This window comes from Synechococcus sp. Cruz-7E5 (assembly GCF_024345995.1).
In the GTDB taxonomy this organism is placed as follows: Bacteria; Cyanobacteriota; Cyanobacteriia; order PCC-6307; family Cyanobiaceae; genus Regnicoccus_A.
This window is the reverse complement of the sequence record NZ_JAGQCE010000005.1, coordinates 1-18479: the sequence shown is the minus strand read 5'-3', so window position 1 is coordinate 18479 and position 18479 is coordinate 1. Positions and strand designations below refer to the sequence as shown.

Annotated in this window: 16 protein-coding genes and 1 pseudogene; 4 read left to right on the top strand and 13 right to left on the bottom strand. The window is 66.9% G+C overall.

The features are described from left to right. Positions 1 to 26 precede the first annotated feature (26 nt). The 4 genes from KBY77_RS07550 to KBY77_RS07535 form a co-directional block, all read right to left on the bottom strand. Positions 27 to 1025: a PhoH family protein gene (locus KBY77_RS07550; RefSeq protein WP_255102932.1), complete on the bottom strand. Its 999-nt coding sequence runs from the start codon at positions 1023 to 1025 to the stop codon at positions 27 to 29. An 11-nt stretch (positions 1026 to 1036) separates the two neighbouring features. After that, positions 1037 to 1474, bottom strand: a complete 438-nt coding sequence (rpsP, locus tag KBY77_RS07545; RefSeq protein WP_255102931.1) for a 30S ribosomal protein S16 — start codon at positions 1472 to 1474, stop codon at positions 1037 to 1039. 91 nt (positions 1475 to 1565) lie between these two features. Further along, a complete protein-coding gene (gene ffh, locus KBY77_RS07540) occupies positions 1566 to 3035 on the bottom strand; it encodes a signal recognition particle protein (RefSeq protein WP_255102930.1) in 1470 nt (489 codons plus the stop codon). A gap of 92 nt (positions 3036 to 3127) precedes the next feature. Then, the gene (locus tag KBY77_RS07535) at positions 3128 to 5044 is read right to left on the bottom strand and encodes an IMS domain-containing protein (RefSeq protein ID WP_255102929.1); all 1917 of its coding nucleotides are present in this window, start codon (positions 5042 to 5044) and stop codon (positions 3128 to 3130) included. A gap of 125 nt (positions 5045 to 5169) precedes the next feature. On the opposite strand from KBY77_RS07535, the gene pdhA reads away from it, so the two are divergent. Continuing rightward, the gene (gene pdhA / locus KBY77_RS07530; protein WP_255102928.1) at positions 5170 to 6261 is read left to right on the top strand and encodes a pyruvate dehydrogenase (acetyl-transferring) E1 component subunit alpha; all 1092 of its coding nucleotides are present in this window, start codon (positions 5170 to 5172) and stop codon (positions 6259 to 6261) included. A 15-nt stretch (positions 6262 to 6276) separates the two neighbouring features. On the opposite strand, the gene KBY77_RS07525 is transcribed toward pdhA, so the two are convergent. Next, entirely contained in the window at positions 6277 to 7203 is a 927-nt protein-coding gene (locus KBY77_RS07525; RefSeq protein WP_255092611.1) for a sigma-70 family RNA polymerase sigma factor, read from the bottom strand. A gap of 130 nt (positions 7204 to 7333) precedes the next feature. Then, positions 7334 to 8878 (bottom strand): NAD(P)H-hydrate dehydratase, encoded by a 1545-nt coding sequence (locus KBY77_RS07520; RefSeq protein WP_255102927.1) that lies wholly within the window; start codon positions 8876 to 8878, stop codon positions 7334 to 7336. Positions 8879 to 9096: 218 nt separating this feature from the next. Here KBY77_RS07520 and mnmA point away from each other — a divergent pair, with 218 nt between their 5' ends. Further along, positions 9097 to 10227 carry a tRNA 2-thiouridine(34) synthase MnmA gene (mnmA, locus tag KBY77_RS07515; protein ID WP_255103151.1) on the top strand — a complete coding sequence of 377 codons (1131 nt, stop codon included), beginning with the start codon at positions 9097 to 9099 and terminating at the stop codon, positions 10225 to 10227. Here mnmA and KBY77_RS07510 read toward each other — a convergent pair. The 3 genes from KBY77_RS07510 to KBY77_RS07500 are packed head-to-tail and all read right to left on the bottom strand — an operon-like array spanning position 10218 to position 12390. Beyond that, the gene (locus KBY77_RS07510) at positions 10218 to 10469 is read right to left on the bottom strand and encodes a 2Fe-2S iron-sulfur cluster-binding protein (protein ID WP_255102926.1); all 252 of its coding nucleotides are present in this window, start codon (positions 10467 to 10469) and stop codon (positions 10218 to 10220) included. The two genes, mnmA and KBY77_RS07510, sit on opposite strands and share 10 nt — an antisense overlap. Then, positions 10466 to 11989, bottom strand: coding sequence for a cobyric acid synthase (locus KBY77_RS07505; RefSeq protein WP_255102925.1), 1524 nt, complete (start codon positions 11987 to 11989; stop codon positions 10466 to 10468). Before KBY77_RS07505 ends, KBY77_RS07510 begins: the two co-directional genes overlap by 4 nt. Before the next feature lie 29 nt (positions 11990 to 12018). Further along, positions 12019 to 12390 (bottom strand): Npun_F0494 family protein, encoded by a 372-nt coding sequence (locus tag KBY77_RS07500; RefSeq protein ID WP_255102924.1) that lies wholly within the window; start codon positions 12388 to 12390, stop codon positions 12019 to 12021. Between the two features lie 55 nt (positions 12391 to 12445). Between KBY77_RS07500 and KBY77_RS07495 the strand changes: the two genes are divergently transcribed. Together KBY77_RS07495 and KBY77_RS07490 are read left to right on the top strand one after the other, a co-directional pair. Continuing rightward, complete coding sequence (locus tag KBY77_RS07495; RefSeq protein WP_255102923.1) at positions 12446 to 13048, top strand: nucleoside triphosphate pyrophosphatase; 603 nt, start codon at positions 12446 to 12448, stop codon at positions 13046 to 13048. Positions 13049 to 13108: 60 nt separating this feature from the next. Continuing rightward, complete coding sequence (locus KBY77_RS07490; protein WP_255102922.1) at positions 13109 to 14806, top strand: mechanosensitive ion channel family protein; 1698 nt, start codon at positions 13109 to 13111, stop codon at positions 14804 to 14806. 48 nt (positions 14807 to 14854) lie between these two features. On the opposite strand, the gene KBY77_RS07485 is transcribed toward KBY77_RS07490, so the two are convergent. From KBY77_RS07485 to KBY77_RS07470, 4 genes and pseudogenes are all read right to left on the bottom strand, one after another. After that, complete coding sequence (locus KBY77_RS07485; protein ID WP_255102921.1) at positions 14855 to 15739, bottom strand: YcgJ family protein; 885 nt, start codon at positions 15737 to 15739, stop codon at positions 14855 to 14857. Positions 15740 to 15986: 247 nt separating this feature from the next. After that, the gene (locus tag KBY77_RS07480) at positions 15987 to 16784 is read right to left on the bottom strand and encodes a YcgJ family protein (protein WP_255102920.1); all 798 of its coding nucleotides are present in this window, start codon (positions 16782 to 16784) and stop codon (positions 15987 to 15989) included. Positions 16785 to 16964: 180 nt separating this feature from the next. Next, positions 16965 to 18329 carry a photosystem II reaction center protein CP43 gene (gene psbC / locus KBY77_RS07475; protein WP_255102919.1) on the bottom strand — a complete coding sequence of 455 codons (1365 nt, stop codon included), beginning with the start codon at positions 18327 to 18329 and terminating at the stop codon, positions 16965 to 16967. A gap of 7 nt (positions 18330 to 18336) precedes the next feature. Continuing rightward, positions 18337 to 18479 (bottom strand): annotated as a pseudogene (locus KBY77_RS07470) (photosystem II D2 protein (photosystem q(a) protein)); the annotation flags it as partial.

Genomic DNA, 18479 nt, shown 5'->3' with positions numbered 1-18479 from the left:
GGCGGGGCGGGGGTGTGCGGATCTCCCTATCCCCGTTGAGCACTCCGGGCCGGTGCAGCCGCATCGCGGCGGGCGTAGGCGTGCACCATGCGCTGGACCAGCGGGTGACGCACCACATCGGCAGCTGTGAGGTGGCAGATCGCCACTCCCTCCACATCCGCCAGTACGCCGGCGGCTTCCACCAGGCCACTGAGCTGGTCCCTGGGCAGATCCGACTGGGTGGGATCCCCGGTGACCACCATCCGCGAGTTCTCTCCCAGCCGGGTGAGCACCATGCGCATCTGGGCGGTGGTGGTGTTCTGGGCCTCGTCAAGGATCACGAAGGCATCGGCCAGGGTGCGGCCGCGCATATAAGCCAGCGGCGCCACCTCAATCACCCCTTTCTCCAGCAGAGCTGTGGTGCGCTCCGCCCCCAGCAGCCCGTGCAGGGCGTCGTAGAGCGGCCTGAGGTAGGGGTCGACCTTCTGCTGCAGATCCCCGGGCAGGAAGCCCAGTCGCTCGCCGGCCTCCACCGCGGGCCGGGTGAGGATCAATCGCTCCACCCGCCGCTCCTGGAGCATGCGTACAGCCTGGATCGTGGCCAGAAATGTCTTGCCGGTGCCAGCTGGTCCCAGGGCGAGCGTGAGATCGTGGCGCTCCATCGCCTCGACGTAGGCCTTCTGGCGCACCGTGCGGGCGCGCAGCAGCTTGCCGCTCTGGCTGCGGGCCAGCACCTGCTGAGATAGTTCGCGATGCTCGCTGCTGCGGCCGGTGTCGAGGGCGGTGAGGGCGGTCTGCAGATCCACGGCGCCGATTGCCTGACCCTCCGCCCAGAGGGGCCGCAACAGCTCCACCAGGGCCGAGGCCCGCTCCAGCTGAGGGGTCTTGGCCTGGATCACCAGTTGCAGCCCCCTCAGTACCAGCGAGGCCCCGGTGAGGGCCTCAAGGCGATGCAGGGTGGCTTCGGCCTCACCTGCCAGGGCAAGGGCGGCTTCCTGGTGAGGAAGATCGATCGAAAAGCAGGGAAGCGTTTCAGCCCCGGCCATGGGCCGTCCGCTCAGGCATCGGCGCTGACGGCCTCGGTTTCAGACTCGGCGGCAGCCGCTGCTGCGGTTTCAGCAACCTTGGCTGCTTCGGCAGCAGCAGCCTCGGCTGCAGCGGCAGATTCAGCAGCAGCGGCCTTAGCGGCTTCCTTCACCACAGACTCGCGGGCGGCGGCCTGCTTGGCCTTGCCGACGGTTTCACCGGGACGGATGGTTTTCTCGATCAGGCCGCCCTTCTCGAGCAGAGACCGGACGGTGTCGGTGGGTTGGGCGCCTTGGCTCAGGCGCACCCGGATGGCCTCGGCGTCCAGGCGGGTTTCCTTGGTGCGGGGGTTGTAGAAGCCCAGCTCCTCAAGCGGCAGACCGTCCCGCCGGGACGTGCTGTTGGTGGCTACCAGACGGAAACTCGCTTCCCGCTTCTTGCCGAACCGCTTCAGGCGGAGCTTGATCATCGTTGCCTTGCTGACTTGGTGAATGGGGTGGACGGAAATTCCGCCTGGCGGTTGGTTCACCCGCCAATTGACGACCATACCTTGCCGCCTATCAGAGCTGGCCGAATCCCTTGCGCTTCTTGGCTGGACGACTGGCCTTGCGGGAGCCACCGCCCCGTCCTGCCGCGGCGGGCATTCCAGGCATTCCAGGCATCCCCGGCATTCCGGGCATGCCACCGCCCATGCCGGGGAACCCCCCGCCCATACCAGGCATTCCAGGCATACCGCCGCGGGTCATCTGCTGCATGAAGCCGCGCATCTTCTGGAAGTCGGCGAGCACCTTGTCGACATCGGCGGGGCTGTGGCCGCTGCCCGCCGCGATCCGCCGCCGCCGTGAGGGCTGGGCCGCCAGCAGTTGGGGCTGCTCCCGTTCGGCCGCGGTCATCGAGCCGATCATCGCCTCGATCTTCCTGAGCTGCTCTTCCCCCTGCTTGAGCATGCCGTCGTCGATCTTGTTCATGCCCGGGATCAGCTTCATCAGGCCGCCCAGGGACCCCATGCGCTTGATCAGGCGCATCTGCTGCAGGAAATCAGAGAAGTCGAACGAGGCTTCCTGCAGCTTCTGCTGCATCCGCTCCACATCGGCCAGCTCCACCTCCTTGGAGGCCTTCTCCACCAGGGTGAGCACGTCGCCCATGCCCAGGATGCGGCTGGCCATCCGCTCGGGGTGAAAGGGCTGCAGCGCCTCCACCTTCTCGCCAGTGCCGATGAACTTGATCGGAGCACCGCTCACCTTGCGGATCGAAAGGGCTGCTCCACCGCGGGAGTCGCCGTCGAGCTTGGTGAGCACGGCCCCGGTGAGGCCCACCTGCTCGTGGAAGGCGCGGGTGAGCTCAGCCGCCTCCTGGCCGATCATCGAATCCACCACCAGCAGCACCTCATCGGGCTGGCAGGCAGCGCGGATGCGCACCATCTCCTCCATCATCGATTCATCGATCTGGAGCCTGCCGGCGGTGTCCACCAGCACCGTGTCGAAGCCTTCCTCCTTCGCTTTGGCAATTCCGGCGGCGGCGATGTCTTCGGGTCTGGCGTCAGCTCCGAGGCTGAATACCTCCACCCCGATCTGCTTCCCCAGCGTCTGCAGCTGGTCGATGGCGGCGGGCCGGTAGACGTCGGCGGCCACCAGCAGCGCCCGTTTCCCCTGGTCCTTGAGGTGCAGCCCGAGCTTGGCGGTGGCGGTGGTTTTGCCAGCCCCCTGCAGACCCGCCATCAGAATCACCGTGGGGGCCTGATCCGCCACCGCCAGCGGGGCGTTCTCGCCGCCCATCACCTCAACCAGGGCCTGATGCACAAGCTGGATGAACTGCTGGTCGGGGCTGACGCCACGCACCACCTCGGCGCCCACCGCCTTGGCGCGCACCTCTTCGATGAACCCCTTGACCACCTCCAGGCTCACATCGGCCTCGAGCAGGGCGCGGCGCACCTGTTTGAGAGCCCCCTCCACGTTGTTTTCCGTGATCCGGTCCTGGCCCTTCAGGCTCTTGACCGCATCCTCAAAACGCTGGGAAAGCTCGTCGAACATGGCTTAGTTGAAGGGATGAGCCCAGGCGGCTGGATCGTTGAACCAGACCCTGACACAAAGGCAGCTGGCTCTGCCGATCAGGGCATCAACCCTCAGCGGCGACTGCGGAAATCAGCCAGTTTCCAGGTGCCTCCATCGCGGGCGAACACATAGATGTTGCGCAGTTCGGCCTTGGTTCTGGGCTGGATAACCTTGCCGCCTGCACGGCGCTCCTCGCTGTAGTCGAGCTGCACATCGGCTTCGATCCGCCGTGGAGTCTGGTTGATGACCTGGAACTGCTGAATCCTGGCCTGCACCTGTTGCTGCTCCCCCCTGGCTTTGAGTGTTCGGGCCTGGGAGAGCAGATCGGCCACCAGGGCCGGACGGGCGAGCTGATCGATGTTGGCCTGGCTGCTGCCTCCGCCTAGAAGGGTTGCCTTGGCCGCTAACCAGTCCTCCAGCAGGCGGCGCATCTCCTCTTGGCTGGGGGCGGCACTGGTGAGAGGAGCTGGGGAGGCGGCGGTCGGCGGCGGCGGGCTGGTGCGGGTGGGGGCCTGGCCGCTGACGGGGGCGGGAGCCGGCGGGGCTGCCGCCGGCCGGGGACGCATCACCAGCCAGAGGCCGGCGATCAGAGCGGCCCCAGCGGCCAGGGCGATCCCGGCCAGGGCCAGAGGCCGGGTGGATCTGGTCCGTGGCTCGCTGACCACCGCTTCAGGGGGCGGCTCCAGGGCTGGGGGGCTGAGTACCTCGCGTCTGTCCGGGCCGCCAGGCTCAAGTTCGGGCATGGCCCAGCCCGCAGCGGTCGCCGCGATTGGATCCGCCGCTTTGGTCCCCACAGCCTGGCCGCGGGCCTGACGGCGATCCTGCTGATCCACGAAGGCCTGCACATCGCGGTCTGCGAAGTAGGCCTCGAGATCGGCATCCACCTCGATGTCCCGGTAGCCGGGGAGGACGTCCCGGGCCAGCCAGTCGCGGCAGTAAGCGCAGAGCTGGGCGAGGGGGTCATCGGCCTGTTCCTCTGCCCAGGCCTTGAGATCGGGCCCCGCTCCGGAGCTGAAATGCTGGACGGCCGGCTCGATCTGGCCGAGCAGCAGATGCAGGCAGGCCAGCAGGGGCTGGATGCCGGGCTGGGCGCAGGCCTCCAGGCGGCCCTGGGCGGCAGCGATGCGCTCGGGCTTGCGCTGGGCGAAGCCTGAGGCAGTGAGGGCGTAGCTGGCCAGGAACTCCGCTGCCGCCGAGCCGCCCCGGGCCCAGCGGTCGAAGAGATCCACCTGTTCCTGGACGGTGAGGAAGAGCCGGATCTGCTTGATGAAGGCCTGGAAGTCGTCGCGGGGCAGGGTGGGATCGTCTTCGCCCTCCAGGCCTCCGCGGCGCTTCACCAGGCTCTCGAGGAGCTCCAGACCTTCGCCCCGCTCCTGGGTGGCTGTGAGAGGCCGGCTGACCAGACCCAGCACCCGGAAAGGCAGCAAGGCGTGCAGGTCGTTGGAGAGCTGCAGCCGCTGATCAGGCAACTGGCCCATGCGTTGCAGTTGCTGGAGACCTTGCTGCAGGAGCTTGGCGGCGGCCTCGTAGTGGCGCTGGTCACGCATCTCGGCAGCGGCGGCGCGGCAGGCCAGGGCCGCCAGCAGGCAGAGGTCGGCTTCGCGGCCGCTGCCCAGGGCCGGAGCCTGGGGAGGCTGCAGGCAAGCGATGGTGGCCTCGAAGGCCTCCAGCGGCATCCCCGCCTCCAGCAGCAGCATCAGGCCACCGAGTTCCTTGGATGGCGCCACGTCGAGGCCAGCTGCCACCCCTTCCCCTTCGCTTCCCTGCTCGATCTCCATCAGCTGGGCCTCGTAGGCCTCGCGGCGCTGGGGATCGGAGAGCACGTCGGCACTGGCCTCAAGCAGATCGGCCCGGGCCCGGATCGCTTCCAGGGTGAAGCCCTGATCCGGCGCCTTCTCCAGCCGATGCTGAAGGGTGTGCAGCACGTTCTGGGCATCGCTCGCCGGGCTCACGCCGAGCAGACGGAAGTGGTCGATCGGCAGTTCCAACCCCGGCAGCTCGCGGGCCCTTGATCCTGGGCGTTGGGGCGAGTGTAGGCAGCGGCATCGATTTTGACCTTTCCTGCTCAGGCCTCCCCCTACAGTTGGGTTCAACAGCATCGACTCCCTTTGCCATGACTCAGGAGATCGCCGCCACGCTCCAGAGCGCCGTCGATGGGGCAGCCGCAGCCGGCAGCCACGCCGAACGCCTGGCGGCGCTCTACCCGGCGGGTCCGGCCACGGTGAGCCGTGAGGAGGGGCTCACCCTCTACCGCGACATGACCCTCGGTCGCCGCTTCGAGGACAAGTGCGCCGAGATGTATTACCGGGGCAAGATGTTTGGCTTCGTTCACCTTTACAACGGCCAGGAGGCCGTTTCCACCGGGGTGATCAAGGCGATGCGCGCCCAGCACGACTGGTTCTGCAGCACCTACCGCGACCACGTCCATGCCCTCAGCGCCGGGGTTCCCGCCCGCGAGGTGATGAGTGAGCTGTTCGGCAAGGCCACTGGCTGCAGCAAGGGCAGGGGCGGCTCCATGCACCTGTTTTCCAAGGAGCACCATCTCCTCGGGGGTTATGCCTTCATCGGCGAAGGCATTCCGGTGGCTCTCGGCGCCGCCTTCACCAGCCGCTACAAGCGCGATGCCCTCGGTCAGACCGACAGTGATGCTGTCACTGCCGCGTTCTTCGGCGATGGCACCTGTAACAACGGTCAGTTCTTCGAGTGCCTGAACATGGCGGCGCTCTGGAAGTTGCCGATCCTGTTTGTCGTCGAGAACAACAAATGGGCGATCGGTATGGCCCACGATCGCGCCACCAGTGATCCGGAGATCTGGCGCAAGGCCGCCTCCTTCGGCATGGCGGGTGAAGAGGTCGACGGCATGGATGTGCTGGCGGTGCGCGCCGCAGCCCAGCGGGCTGTGGAGCGTGCCCGTGCCGGAGAGGGTCCCACCTTGCTGGAGTGCCTCACCTACCGCTTCCGCGGCCATTCCCTGGCCGACCCCGACGAGCTGCGCAGCGAAGCGGAGAAGGACTTCTGGGCCAAGCGGGATCCACTCAAGTCCCTGGCAGCCCATCTCACCAGTCATGGTCTGGCCAGCTCCGATGACCTCAAAGCGATCGAGAAGGAGATCGACGCCGAGGTGACCGACGCCGTTCAATTCGCCGTCGCTGCACCCGAGCCCGACCCCAGTGAGCTGACCCGCTACATCTGGGCCGAAGACTGAAACTTCGGGGCTGATTCAGAGCTGGTTGGGCAGCCTGCTCGTGAGGCCGCGCAGTTTGCGCAGTGCCTTCAATTCCACCTGCCGCACCCTCTCCCGTGACACCTCGAGCAGGCGCCCGATTTCAGCAAGGGTGTGACGATCATGCCCATCCAGGCCGAAGCGCAGGTCAAGCACCTGCCGTTCCTGCTCGGTTAGGTAACTGAGCCAGCGCTCCAGCTGCTCGTGGTGCATGCCCCGCTCGACCTGGTCGAGTGGTTCGTCATGGCTGGAATCGGCGATCAGATCACCAAGGAAACTGCGCCCCTCCTCTCCATTCACAGGAGCATCCAGGCTGGAGGTGGTCAATGACTGGCGCAGCAGCCCATCGAGTTCCTCGATCGGGATCGCCATCGCTTCAGCGATCTCGCTGCGGCTGGGCATGGCCCCGAGTTTGTGGGCCAGCTCCAGACTGACGCGGCGCACGGCGCTGAGTCGTTCGCTCAGGTGCACCGGCAGACGGATCGTGCGCGACTGGCAGGCGATCGCGCGGGTCATGCTCTGGCGGATCCACCAGAAGGCATAAGTGGAGAATTTGTAGCCGCGGGTGGGATCGAACTTTTCCACGGCCCGCTCCAGGCCCAGGGAGCCTTCCTGGATCAGATCGAGAAGCTCCAGTCCCTTGCCCTGGTACTTCTTGGCGACACTGACCACCAGACGCAGGTTGGCCTTCATCATGCGCTCTTTGGCGCGACGACCCACGCGCAGGAGCTGCTTGTGGCGAACGCTGGGCGGATCCTCCACACCCGAATCGATCAGCTGCATCATGGCCTGCACCTGGTTGCCCAGTTCAATCTCCTCGGCTGGAGTGAGCAGGGGCACCCGTCCGATCGTGCCCAGATACCAGCTGATTGGATCGCTCCCCCGCCGCCGCTGCTCGCGGGGCTGAAGGGTGGAGGCTGTCATGAGCCGATCCGGAAAGTCCATTCAATGTCTGATGAACTAGATAGCAAGTGATGTGATTTCAACAACCTTTCAAGGTTGTGCAAGTAAAACGACACAATGAATCCTCGTCAGGACTGTTCCCATCTGAACATCACTGACCCAGGGTTGCTGCCAGAGCCTGGGGCGTCACCTGGCCTGGCCCGAGCCGCTCCCGGGCCGCCAGCCCCGCCTGGGCGTGGTTCAGGGCGGCCAAGGCCAGGGTGGAGGCCTCCCCTGGTGAGACCCCGGCGGCCATCGCCACGGCCCCCCGCCCCGCTGCGAATCCAGCCAGTACATCGCCGGCGCCTGCCCGCGCCGCCTCCGGCGCCGCCTCCAGCAGCTGCCAGCGCCTGCCGTCGGGCGCGGCGATCACGCTGCGGGCGCCCTTGAGCAGCAGGGCCGCGCCGCAGCGAGCGGCGGCGGTGGCGGCGGCCTCAAGCGGCGGCTCGCTGGCCAGATCGGGGAACAGACGGGCGAATTCAACGCCATGGGGTGTCAGCCAGGTGGCTCCTCGCCGCGCCTGCAGCCAGGCCATTGGCTCGCCGCAGGCCCCGGCTGCCAGTTGGTTGAGGCCATCTGCATCGATCACCACCAGACCCGCGAAGACCTGCAGGGCCTCCCAGAGCGGCTGGGTGGCAGGCCGCTCCGCTGTGGCTGCTGCTCCCAGGCCCGGGCCAATAAGCACGGCATCGAAGCGATCGAGGGCGCCCGGCTCCCCTGGGGGCGGCCCCAGAACCACATGGGGCAGCAGGCTCCAGAGCTGCTGGGCCACTGGCTCGGGCACGGCCGCCCGCAGGCTGCCGCAACCGCTGGCGCTTGCCCCCAGCAGGCTGAGCAGGGCAGCACCGGGATAGGCGGCGCTGCCGCTCACCACCAGCAGGCGGCCACGGCCATACTTGGCTGCCTCTGGCGCCGGCTCCAGGGGTGGGGCGCTGATCTGATCCAGGCCGCTCAGACCGAGGGGCTGAGTTGGCGGCAGTTGTTCCAGCAGAGCCGGCGGCAGGCCCAGGTCGAGCCGCACCAGCTGCCCCACCCAGGCCAGGGCACGATCCTGGACCAGCCCCTGTTTGAGCAGGCCCAGGCAGTAGGTGCTGCGGGCCCGGGCGGCCCAGCTCCCCAGCAGCCTGCCGCTGTCGGCGCAGAGGCCGGTGGGTGTGTCGATGGCCACCAGCTGATCGGGCCTCAGCCGCGCCCGATCGCCCAGCAGGGCCTCGATCGTCTCCCCAGGAGAGCGCCGCTGGCCGATGCCGAACAGACCATCGATCCAGAGGGTGCCCTCGGCGGGATCAGGGCTGGAGCTCAGTCGCTCGATCCCCAGCCAGCGGGCGTGGCGCCAATGGGAGTCGGTGAGCGGTTTATGGCGCTCGAAGGGGCTCCAGAGCCGGACCCGCACCCCGGCCAGGTGCAGTTCCCGGGCCACCACCAGGGCATCTCCGCCGTTGTGCCCCGGGCCCACCAGCAGCAGCACCCCCTGGCGCAGGGCTTCGGGCTCACGCAGCAGTCGGGCACTGATCGCCAGGGCGGCTTTCTCCATCAGGGCTTCCACCGGCAGTCCGCTGGCGAACAGCTGCTGCTCCAGCTGCGCCATCTGCTCGGAGCTCACCAGCAGATGGGCGGCATCCCGGCGGGGCCAGGCGATCGGGGGGCTGCTGCTCAAGGGGCTCCAGGGCGAGGAGATGGCGGGGCGCCCGCCGCCGGGTCCCTGGCCCCATGATGGGAACTTCGTCCTGTCGTGTTCCTCCCCCGCTCCGGAGGGTTCCGGTTTTGACCACCACCGCCCCTGCTGCCGGCCCAGGTTCCGCCGGTTGCGCCCATTCCTCTCTCTCTGCTGCCAGCGGAGCCGTCACCGCCGCCGGTGCAGAGGCACTCGAGCGCTTGCGCGCCTGGCCCGGAGAGCATCGGCTGGCTGTGGGGCTCTCCGGGGGGGTGGACAGCTCCCTGACCGCCGCGCTGCTGGTGGCGGCCGGTTGGCAGGTGGAGGGCCTCACCCTCTGGCTGATGAGCGGCAAGGGGGCCTGCTGCGCTGAGGGCTTGGTGGACGCCGCCGGCCTCTGTGAGCAGCTCGGGGTCCCGCACCATGTGGTCGACAGCCGCGAGCGCTTTCAGCAGCAGATCGTCGACTTTCTGGTGGAGGGCTATGGGGGCGGGGTCACCCCGCTGCCCTGCTCCCGCTGCAATCGTGAGGTGAAGTTCTCGCCGATGCTGGAGTGGGCCGAGGCTGAACTTGGCATCGGCCGCCTCGCCACCGGTCACTACGCCCGGGTCCGTCTGGCTGACCCCGGCGCGCCGGCCGGCCGCCACCAGTTGCTGCGGGGTCTTGATGGCCACAAGGACCAGAGCTATTTCCTCTACGACCTCCCCCAGGAGGTGCTCTCCAGGCTGGTGTTTCCCCTCGGTGAACTCACCAAGGCCGACACCCGCCTCGAGGCTGAGGCCCTCGGGCTGCGCACCGCCCGCAAGCCCGAAAGTCAGGATCTCTGCCTGGCCGACCACCACGGCTCGATGAAGGCCTTTCTCGATGCCTACCTGCCGCCCCGCCAGGGTCAGATCGTTCTGGTCGACGGCACGGTGGTAGGTGACCACGACGGCATCGAGCACTTCACGATCGGCCAGCGCAAGGGACTCGGGGTGGCCTGGAGCGAGCCTCTGCATGTGGTGCGCCTCGATGGGGCGATGAACAGGGTGGTGGTGGCCCCCCGCTCCGAGGCAGCCCGCAGCAGCTGTGTCGTGGGCGCGATCAACTGGATCTCGATCCCCCCGCCCGAGGCACCCATCGAGCTGGAGGTGCAGGTGCGCTATCGCAGCGCACCGGTGGCTGCCCAGCTCATCCCCCTTGAGCCCACGGCCGCCGATGGGGCTGCGGGCCGTCCCTACCGAGCTCGGCTGGTCTTCCTCGAGGAGCAGTTCTCAATCACCCCAGGCCAGGCAGCGGTGTTCTATGCCGGCGAGGTGGTGCTTGGTGGCGGTCTGATCCAGGGACACCCGAGCGATCCGGTTCACCAGTAAGGATCGGTGGCCAGCTCCACCGTCAGCTCACCGCTGCGGCTGGAGGGCACCGTTGCGATGCAGGCGCGAACCACCCTGCCGTTCACCTCGATTTCGCAGGCGCCGCAACTGCCACCCAGGCAGCCGGTGGGAATCCGCAGCCCCGCCTCGGCGGCTGCCTGAAGCCAGTCGGTTCCTGGGGGCACCAAGGTGCTGCCTCCATCGGGCCAGTGCACATGAACTGGTGGAGCAGCGGACGTCATTCCGGCTTCAGCAGGGGGGCCAGGTTCACGTGGGTCTCGAAGGCCTCGGCGAGGCGATCGAGCAGTGCCTCCCGCTGCTGACCGTGGTTGGGTGGCTGCTCCCCCAGGGGTGGCAGGCCGCGGCGGCGGCGCAGCTGGTTCAGCCAGCGCCGCCGCCAGGGGCCCGAGTCGAACACCCCGTGCAGGTAGGTGCCAGCCACCACGGCACCGTTCTCCTCAGCCCGCCACCAGCCAAGGCCTTCGCGCTCGGCGATGGGCCGGCACTGGTCAGGCTCCTGGCACTCGCTCTGACCCCGGTGCAACTCGAACCCCTCCAGAGCCAGGCTGCTGCCCGGCGGCCAGAGGGCCGGGGCATAGACCTGCCGGGTTGATTTGTCGTGGCCGTAGCGGGTGACCAGGGGCAGCAGAGCCAGCCCGGTGTGATCGCCGCTGCCACCGCTGCCACCGCCGTCGCTGCTGTCGCAGTCGCTGCCGCCATCGCCTTCGAGCCCGTGGGGGTCCAACAGACGCCGGCCCAGCATCTGCAGGCCGCCGCAGAGACCGAAGAGATGGCCGCCGCTGGCCAGATGGCGACGCAGGTCGGTGGCCAGGCCACTGGCGTTGAGGGCCTCCAGGTCGCGCAAGGTCTGCTTGCTGCCGGGGATCACCACGGCATCGGGGCTGCCGAGCGCCTCGCCGGGGCGAACCCAGCGCAGCCGCACGCTGGGTTCCGCTTCGAGCGGATCGAGATCGGAGAAATTGCTGATCGAGGGCAGGCGCAGCACGGCGATCTCCAGCTCGGCATCGGGTTTGCGTGCCTTGCGCTCCAGCAGGTCAAGCGAATCCTCGGGAGGGAAGAGTTCATCGAGCCAGGGCATCACCCCCAGCACAGGCAGGCCGGTGTGGCGCTCCAGCCAGGTGCGGCCCTCATCGAACAGCTCCCGTCGGCCGCGGAAGCGGTTGATCAGGATGCCCCGGATCAGGGGCCGCTCCACCGGGCGCAGCAGGGCCAGGGTGCCCACGATCTGCGCGAAGACTCCCCCACGCTCGATGTCGGCGACCAGCAGGCAGCGAGCCCGCAGGAACTGGGCCAGGCGCAGGTTGGTGAGATCCCGGGCCTGCAGATTCACCTCCACGGGGCTGCCGGCCCCTTCCAGCACCAGACGACCGTTGGGATGGCGGGCCTGCAGATCGCCCAGACCCTGACGGATCGCGGCCCAGCCCGGGCGGAACCAGTCGCGGTAGTAGTGCTCGGCGCGGCACACTCCCACGGAGCGCCCCAGGTGGATCACCTCGCTCGTGCTGTCGCCCTGGGGCTTGAGCAGCACGGGATTCATCGCCACCGCCGGCTCCAGGCCCGCCGCCCAGGCCTGCAGGGCCTGGCTGTAGGCCATCTCGCCGCCAGCGGCATCCACCCATGCATTGAGGCTCATGTTCTGGCCCTTGAAGGGCAGGGGCGTCTCGCCCCGTCGCAGCAGCACCCGGCAGAGGGCTGCTGCCATCAGCGATTTGCCCGCGCCACTGCTGGTTCCGAGCACCATCAGTGCCGGGTGTTCAAGCCGGTCTGGGCTCACAGGCGCGGCCAGCGACGGCGCAGGCCATGGCGGATCCGCTCCAGTGGAGCGGCCCTGGGAATCTCCCCGCTCCAGCGGCTGAGCAGTTCCCGGCCCATTGGTGTCAGCCGCACCCGCTCCGTCAGCCCCTGGCCATCCACCTCCCGACGCAGCACCCCAACCCGGATCAGCCAGATGAAATGGTCTTCGGCCCGGTCACTCGTCAGGGGGGCGAAGCTGAGCTGCGCCTGGTCGTCCCGTCGGTGGAGCTCCTCGCTGCTGATCGCCTCGCCGCTGAGCAGTTCGTAAAAGGCCCGCCGGAACGGCAGGCAGCACAGGGCACTGGCCGCCCGCTCCAGGGAGCGGTGGTCGTTGATGCTCGCATCCATGCCGGCGATTCTCCCGCATGCCACCGGAGGATGGGGGTGGATCTCTCTCCCGCCGATGCTTCCGCTGCTGCTCGCTTCCGCTTCCCCGGCCCGTCGCCGCCTGCTCGAGCAGGCCGGCATCCCCCATCGGGTGCAGGCCAGTGGGGTGGATGAGAAGGAGATCAGCCACACCGACCCGACCCAGCTCGTCCAGCTGCTGGCGCGGGCCAAGGCGGCAGCGGTGAGCGATCAGCTCCGTGATCGGACCGGCGACCGAGATATCACAGGCGTGCTCGGTTGCGATTCTGTGCTGGTCTTCGGGGAGGAGGTGTTCGGCAAGCCGGTGGATGCCCCGGAGGCCATCCACCGCTGGCGGCGGATGGCTGGCAGCTGGGGAGAACTGCATACCGGCCACTGTTTCCAGGCCGGGCCGGCGGCCGCCGCTTGGATGGAACATGAACGCCTCGCCACGGTGACCACGCGGGTTCGCTTCGCCAGCCTCAGCGACGCCGAGATCGAGGCCTATGTGGCCACGGGTGAGCCCCTGCAGTGCGCCGGTGGGTTTGCCCTCGAGGGGCGCGGCGGAACGCTGGTGGAGCGGATCGACGGCTGCTTCTCGAACGTGATCGGCCTGAGCCTGCCGTTGCTGCGGCGTTGGCTGCAATCTTTCCTCCGCTGAGGCCGCCCGATGCGCCCCGCACGATGGTTCAGCTGCTGGAGAGGCGGTGGTCCTCTGTTGATGACGGGTTGGCTCTGGGGTGTGCTTGTGGCGCTGCTGGTGCTCCTGTTGCAGAGTCCCCTCTGCGCTGCGAACGCCCCGACGCCGGAGTCGAAAGCGAGTCAGGCCGATCGGGCCATGGCAGCCGGCAGCTACGAGGTGGCTCCGGTGCGGATTCTCGGCATTCCCGCCATCGTGGTGGCTTCTCCCCAGCTCCACGGTGAAGGCACTGTGGTGGTGGCTCGCCGCCGGGCCGAGCTGATCGAGGGCAATCTGCGCCTCCTCTACGAACCGCGCAGTCTCTGCACTGCTTCGGAGCGCCTGTCGGAGGAGCTGCTGGAGGGGTTGGTGCTGGGTGGCCCCCGTCGACAACTCCTCTGCAGCGGCGATCGCTGGGGCCTGCTTGGTCGTAGCCAGGACCTGCGGGTGGAGGCGCAGCCGTTGCAGGACGGGGCGGTGATGCTGCAGGCAAGGCTGCCGGGGCGGTCGGTGGCGATTCCCCTGCTGACGGTCACCGCGGCCGATGCCCAGCTCCACGGCCTCTCGACAACCCAGCTCGCGGCCGACTGGCGCGAGGTGCTTGAACGGAGAGTGCGCCATGCCCGGCGGATCATGCAGCCGGAACAGCTGGAGCTGAGGCTGGGAATCACGCTGGTGGTCCAGCTGATCCTGGCCGCCTCCACAGCCCGATCCCTCTGGCTGTGGAGTCGCAGCCGGCGAGCCCTCCACCGTCACCAGCTGCTGGCCCGAGCCTCGAAGGATCTGCAGGCCAGCAGGGCCAGCCGCCTTCAGACCACCAGCCACGTCCTGGTGACCCTGACACTCGTGCAGGTGGTGCTGATGGTGGGCCTTGGGCTGGCAGCGGTGCCGGGCCGGCTGCCGCTGGCCGTGGCGGTGCTGCTGCAGCCGCTGACGATGCTGATCAAAGCCATCCTGGTGGCAGCGGTGGTATGGGTGCTGCGTCAGCTGCTGCATGTGCTGCTGTGGCAGTGGCTGAGCAACCGGTCGGCGCCACTGGAGCAACGGGCGCGCCGCGAGCAGCGCTATCGGAATCTGCTCCAGGTCGGCCGGCGCCTGATCAACCTTTCGGGACTAATCGTTCTGGTGGTATGGGTGGTTTCAGGGTTGCCCGGGCTGGAGGCAACACCCGTGGCCACCTGGCTTGCCGGAGGTGCCGTGCTCGGTGCTCTGGCGCTGGTGTTCCAGGGCCTGTTGCGCGACTTCGTGGCCGGACTGGTGGTGCTGTTCGAAGACCACTACGCCGTGGGCGATTACGTGGAGATCGACGGCCTCGGCGGTGATGTGGAGGATGTGGGAGTGCTGGCGACGGTGCTGCGCACCGTCGATCAGCGGGTGGTGGTGTTGCGCAACAGCCGCCTCGAGTTGCTGGTGAATCACACCAAGCTGCGTTCCGGCGTTGAACTCACCCTGCCCCTCGATCCGGCCTGCCCGCGCCTGGATGAGGTGGTGGCTCTCGTGCGGCAGGAATGTGAGGGCTTTGCCGCCGATCCAGTCTGGAAGGACCTTTTGCTCAAAGATCCCATCGTGCGTGGCGTGCGCCGGGTCACGCCGTTGGCTGTGGAGCTGAGCATCCTGGTGCTCACTAAAGCCGGTCAGCAGTGGGCGGTGGAGCGGGAATTGCTGGGTCGCCTGGTTCGACGCCTGGAGCGCGAGGGCGTGGCTCTGGCGTCGTCACAGCTGTCGTCAGTGCTGTCGTGACGTTATCGGAACTTGCTGCATTCACCGCTGTGCCCGGTTCCGCAGGGATCAGCGGAACAGATTGTTGATCAGGTCGAACAGCACCTGCCCGGAGGGGTTGACCAGCGGGGTGCCTCCGTCAGACCAGGATCCAGCTCCGCCGCGGCGGGCCGAGAGTTCCATGTCCGACCAGCGAAATTCGCCCCCGGTCCCCCTGCGGCGGTAAGCCACGGGCCAGGTTCCGTTGCGATTGGCCATTATTAGCTGGCCCCGCCGGTCGTAGAAGCTGTACTCGCGTCCATTGCCGAGGTTGACGAGATAGGCCGTGCCATTTGCGGTGGAACGTTGTTGCAGGTCGCAGTTGCCCGAGAAGATCCGTCTGCCGCGTTGGTTGAGTTCACAGAACCCGGAGTTAAGAGCGGTGGGTTGACCCCAGCTGTTGCTTCCCCAATTGTTGTTCTCCCAATTGTTGGTTCCCCAACCGTTCTTGCCACGGCCATTGTTTTCCCAGCTGTTGTTGCTCCAGCCGTTGTTTCCCTTGCCGTTGGCCCTCGCCCAGTCGCCGTTGTCACCGAACAGCTGGCGGCTGAGGCGCTTGCTGATGTTGGTGCGGCTCCGGCCGTCATCCCAGCAGATCTGGCGACGCAGATCGCAGGCCTCTCCACTGCTGAAACGCACATCCCAGGCGTTTGGGCGGCCTGAGATCTGCCGACGCAGGTTCTGCTCGGAGCGTTGCCCGAATTCACGCCGCGTCATCGTCAGCGAGGGACCCTGGCGGTCGTAGCAGATCCTGCTGCCGCGGTCGCAGACGATTCCGTTGCCTGTGAGTTTGAGGCTGTTGCTCTGAGTCCAGCCGGGCTGGGGCACCACCGTTGTGAGCAGGGCCAGCCATCCGGCTGCCAGCGCCAGAGAGGCATGGGCAGGCCTGGATGGGATCAGGGGGTTGGTCGTCATGGGTCAGCGATCAGCGGTCGCCCCGCAACCTATGGGCCATGGGCGCTGAAGGTGCAACCAGAGTCTGTCTGGGGTCGCCCCAGAGGTGACAAGGTTCAAGCGCCCAGTGCTGACGCATCATCTGAGCGTTCAGGTGATCAAAAAACTGGGTGAGTTTCACCTAACTCAGCGACGCGGAAATCGCTGACTTCGTGCCCGCTGGCTGGCAGCACAAGAGCCCTGGGCAGCCGCTGTTGAGGTGCGACTGTCAGCGGAACATGGTGTTGAACAGGTCCTGGAGGAAGTTGCCCGTCGGGTTGAAATCGCTGCTTCCCCCCTGCGGCCCCTGGTTTGCCCAGCGGCGGTCGCGTGTCACCAGTTGCCGGTCGGCCCAGCGGAAGTTAACGTCGCCGTTGCGGTTGCTGATCTGGACTGGCCACAAGCCAGATGAATCCTGGAGCACGAGCCTGCCTTGACGGTTGTAGAAGCTGTATCGCTGGCCATCAGCGAGCTCGACGTTGTAAGCAACGCCGTTGGACGACTCGCGTCGATTCAGCAGGCAATTGCCCTCGAAAAGACGACGGTTCCCCTGGCGAAGTTCACAGGAGCTGGTGGCTTGCTCGGGTTGCTGCCAGTTGTTGTTGTTTCCCCAGCCGCTGCTGCCGGATCCGTTGTTGTTCCAGGCGCCCCTGTTGCCGAACAGCTGTGTGGTCAGCGATTTGCTCACGTTCTTGCCAGCCTGGCCGTCATCCCAGCAGGTTTGCCGCCGCACGTCGCAGGCTTTCCCATCGCTCAACGCGAACTGGGTGGGCCGTCTGTTGCCCGACAGCGTGGGAATCAGATCACGCTCGGCGTAGCTGCCGAAAAACTCGCGGGTGAGCGGCACGGAAACGCCTTCGGAGTTGAAGCACCTCTTTGTGGGCAGGTCGCAGACCACGCCTTGGCGAGGAAAGTCGACCGTGTTGCTCTGGGCGGCCACAGGCAGCGCCCCGGCGACCATGGGCAGTAAAGCCAGGGGAAGGGCCGCACGGGAAAGGGCGCGGCCGGTGAATGTCTGGATGTCCAAGGGATGACCTCGTCGGTAGCTCAAACGTAGGAACGATCCATTCGCCCAAGCATGTCTCGACTGTTTCTGTCCGGCCTGTGGGGATGACAAGGCTGGTCTGGCATGTCTTTGCCCATAAAAAACCCTCCCGCGATCGCGGGAGGGTTAGGGGTGATGCCGTGGTGAAGCGGCAGCAAAGAATCAGTCGAGATCCGGCATGGCCAGGGTGGGCTCGGCCTGACGGTCGATACCTTTCTCGAAACCGGCTGCAGCGGCGCGGGCTCGACCGGCGTGCCAGAGGTGACCGACCAGGAAGAAGAAGGCCAGCACGAACTGAGTGGCGGAGAGCCACTGACGCACGTTCACGAAATTCACCGAGTTGGGCTCTGTGATGATGCCGCCCACGGAGTTGAGGGAGGCATTGGGAGCGTGGGTCATGTATTCAGCCGCGCGGCGTACTTGCCAGGGCTGAATGTCGTTCTGGAGCTTGTCGAGGCTGAGGCCGTTAGGGCCGCGCAGGGGCTCGAGCCAGGGACCGCGGAAATCCCAGAAGCGCATGGTTTCACCGCCGAAGATGATTTCACCGGTGGGGGAGCGCATCAGGTACTTGCCAAGGCCGGTGGGGCCCATGGCGGAACCGATGTTGGCGCCAAGGCGTTGGTCACGCACCAGGAAGGTGAAGCTCTGCGCCTGGGAGGATTCGGCGTTGGTGGGGCCGTAGAACTCCGAGGGATAGGCGGTGTTGTTGAACCAGATGTAGGCCGAGGCGATGAAGCTCATGAAGCTCAGAGCGCCGAGGCTGTAGCTCAGATAGGCCTCACCGTTCCAGATGAAGGCGCGACGCACCCAGCCGAAGGGCTTTGTGATCACGTGCCAGATGCCACCGAAGATGCAGATCAGGCCGAGCCAGATGTGGCCTCCGATGATGTCTTCCATCGAGTTGACCCCGATGATCCAGCCCTCGCCACCGAAGGGGGCTTTGAAGAGATAGCCGAAGATGACAGCCGGGCTCAGGGTGGGGTTGGTGATGATGCGCACATCGCCGCCACCGGGGGCCCAGGTGTCATAGACGCCGCCGAAGAACATGGCCTTGAAAACCAGCAGCAGGCAGCCCACACCCAGAAGGATGAGGTGGTAGCCGATGATGTTGGTCATCTGGTTCTTGTCGCGCCAGTCCTGGGAGAAGAACGAGGAATAGTTCTCCAGGATTTCAGGACCGCGCAGGGCGTGGTAGAGGCCGCCGAGCCCAAGTACTGCGGAGCTGATCAGGTGCAGTACACCGACCACAAAGAACGGATAGAGGCTGGTGACCTCGCCGCCGGGGCCGACGCCGTAGCCGAGGGTGGCCACATGTGGGAACAGGATCAGGCCCTGCTCGTACATGGGCTTGTCGAAGCTGAAGTGACTCACTTCGAAAAGCATCATCGCTCCGGCCCAAAAGACCATCAGACCCGCGTGGGCCACGTGGGCGCCGAGCAGGCGACCGGAGAGATTGATCAGGCGAGCGTTACCTGCCCACCAGGCGTAACCGGTGGAGTCGAGGTCTTTGCCCCCGACGGCCACCATGGACGAATTAAAGGGCGTTTCCACGGGGCAGGACCTCTTCAGGGAATACGAAGTTTTCATGCGGCTGGTCGGCCGGTGCCATCCAGGCACGCAGTCCTTCGTTCAGAAGAATGTTCTTCGTGTAGAAGGTCTCGAATTCAGGGTCCTCAG

Coding starts and splice junctions, on each gene's coding strand:
- KBY77_RS07495 (WP_255102923.1), top strand. CDS start 12,446: ATGCTTCCGCTGCTGCTCGCTTCCGCTTCCCCGGCCCGTCGCCGCCTG.
- KBY77_RS07490 (WP_255102922.1), top strand. CDS start 13,109: ATGACGGGTTGGCTCTGGGGTGTGCTTGTGGCGCTGCTGGTGCTCCTG.
- rpsP (WP_255102931.1), bottom strand. CDS start 1,474: ATGATCAAGCTCCGCCTGAAGCGGTTCGGCAAGAAGCGGGAAGCGAGT.
- psbC (WP_255102919.1), bottom strand. CDS start 18,329: ATGGTGGCCGTCGGGGGCAAAGACCTCGACTCCACCGGTTACGCCTGG.
- KBY77_RS07485 (WP_255102921.1), bottom strand. CDS start 15,739: ATGACGACCAACCCCCTGATCCCATCCAGGCCTGCCCATGCCTCTCTG.
- KBY77_RS07525 (WP_255092611.1), bottom strand. CDS start 7,203: ATGACAGCCTCCACCCTTCAGCCCCGCGAGCAGCGGCGGCGGGGGAGC.
- KBY77_RS07505 (WP_255102925.1), bottom strand. CDS start 11,989: ATGGTGCTCGGAACCAGCAGTGGCGCGGGCAAATCGCTGATGGCAGCA.
- pdhA (WP_255102928.1), top strand. CDS start 5,170: ATGACTCAGGAGATCGCCGCCACGCTCCAGAGCGCCGTCGATGGGGCA.
- KBY77_RS07510 (WP_255102926.1), bottom strand. CDS start 10,469: ATGACGTCCGCTGCTCCACCAGTTCATGTGCACTGGCCCGATGGAGGC.
- KBY77_RS07550 (WP_255102932.1), bottom strand. CDS start 1,025: ATGGCCGGGGCTGAAACGCTTCCCTGCTTTTCGATCGATCTTCCTCAC.
- KBY77_RS07500 (WP_255102924.1), bottom strand. CDS start 12,390: ATGGATGCGAGCATCAACGACCACCGCTCCCTGGAGCGGGCGGCCAGT.
- ffh (WP_255102930.1), bottom strand. CDS start 3,035: ATGTTCGACGAGCTTTCCCAGCGTTTTGAGGATGCGGTCAAGAGCCTG.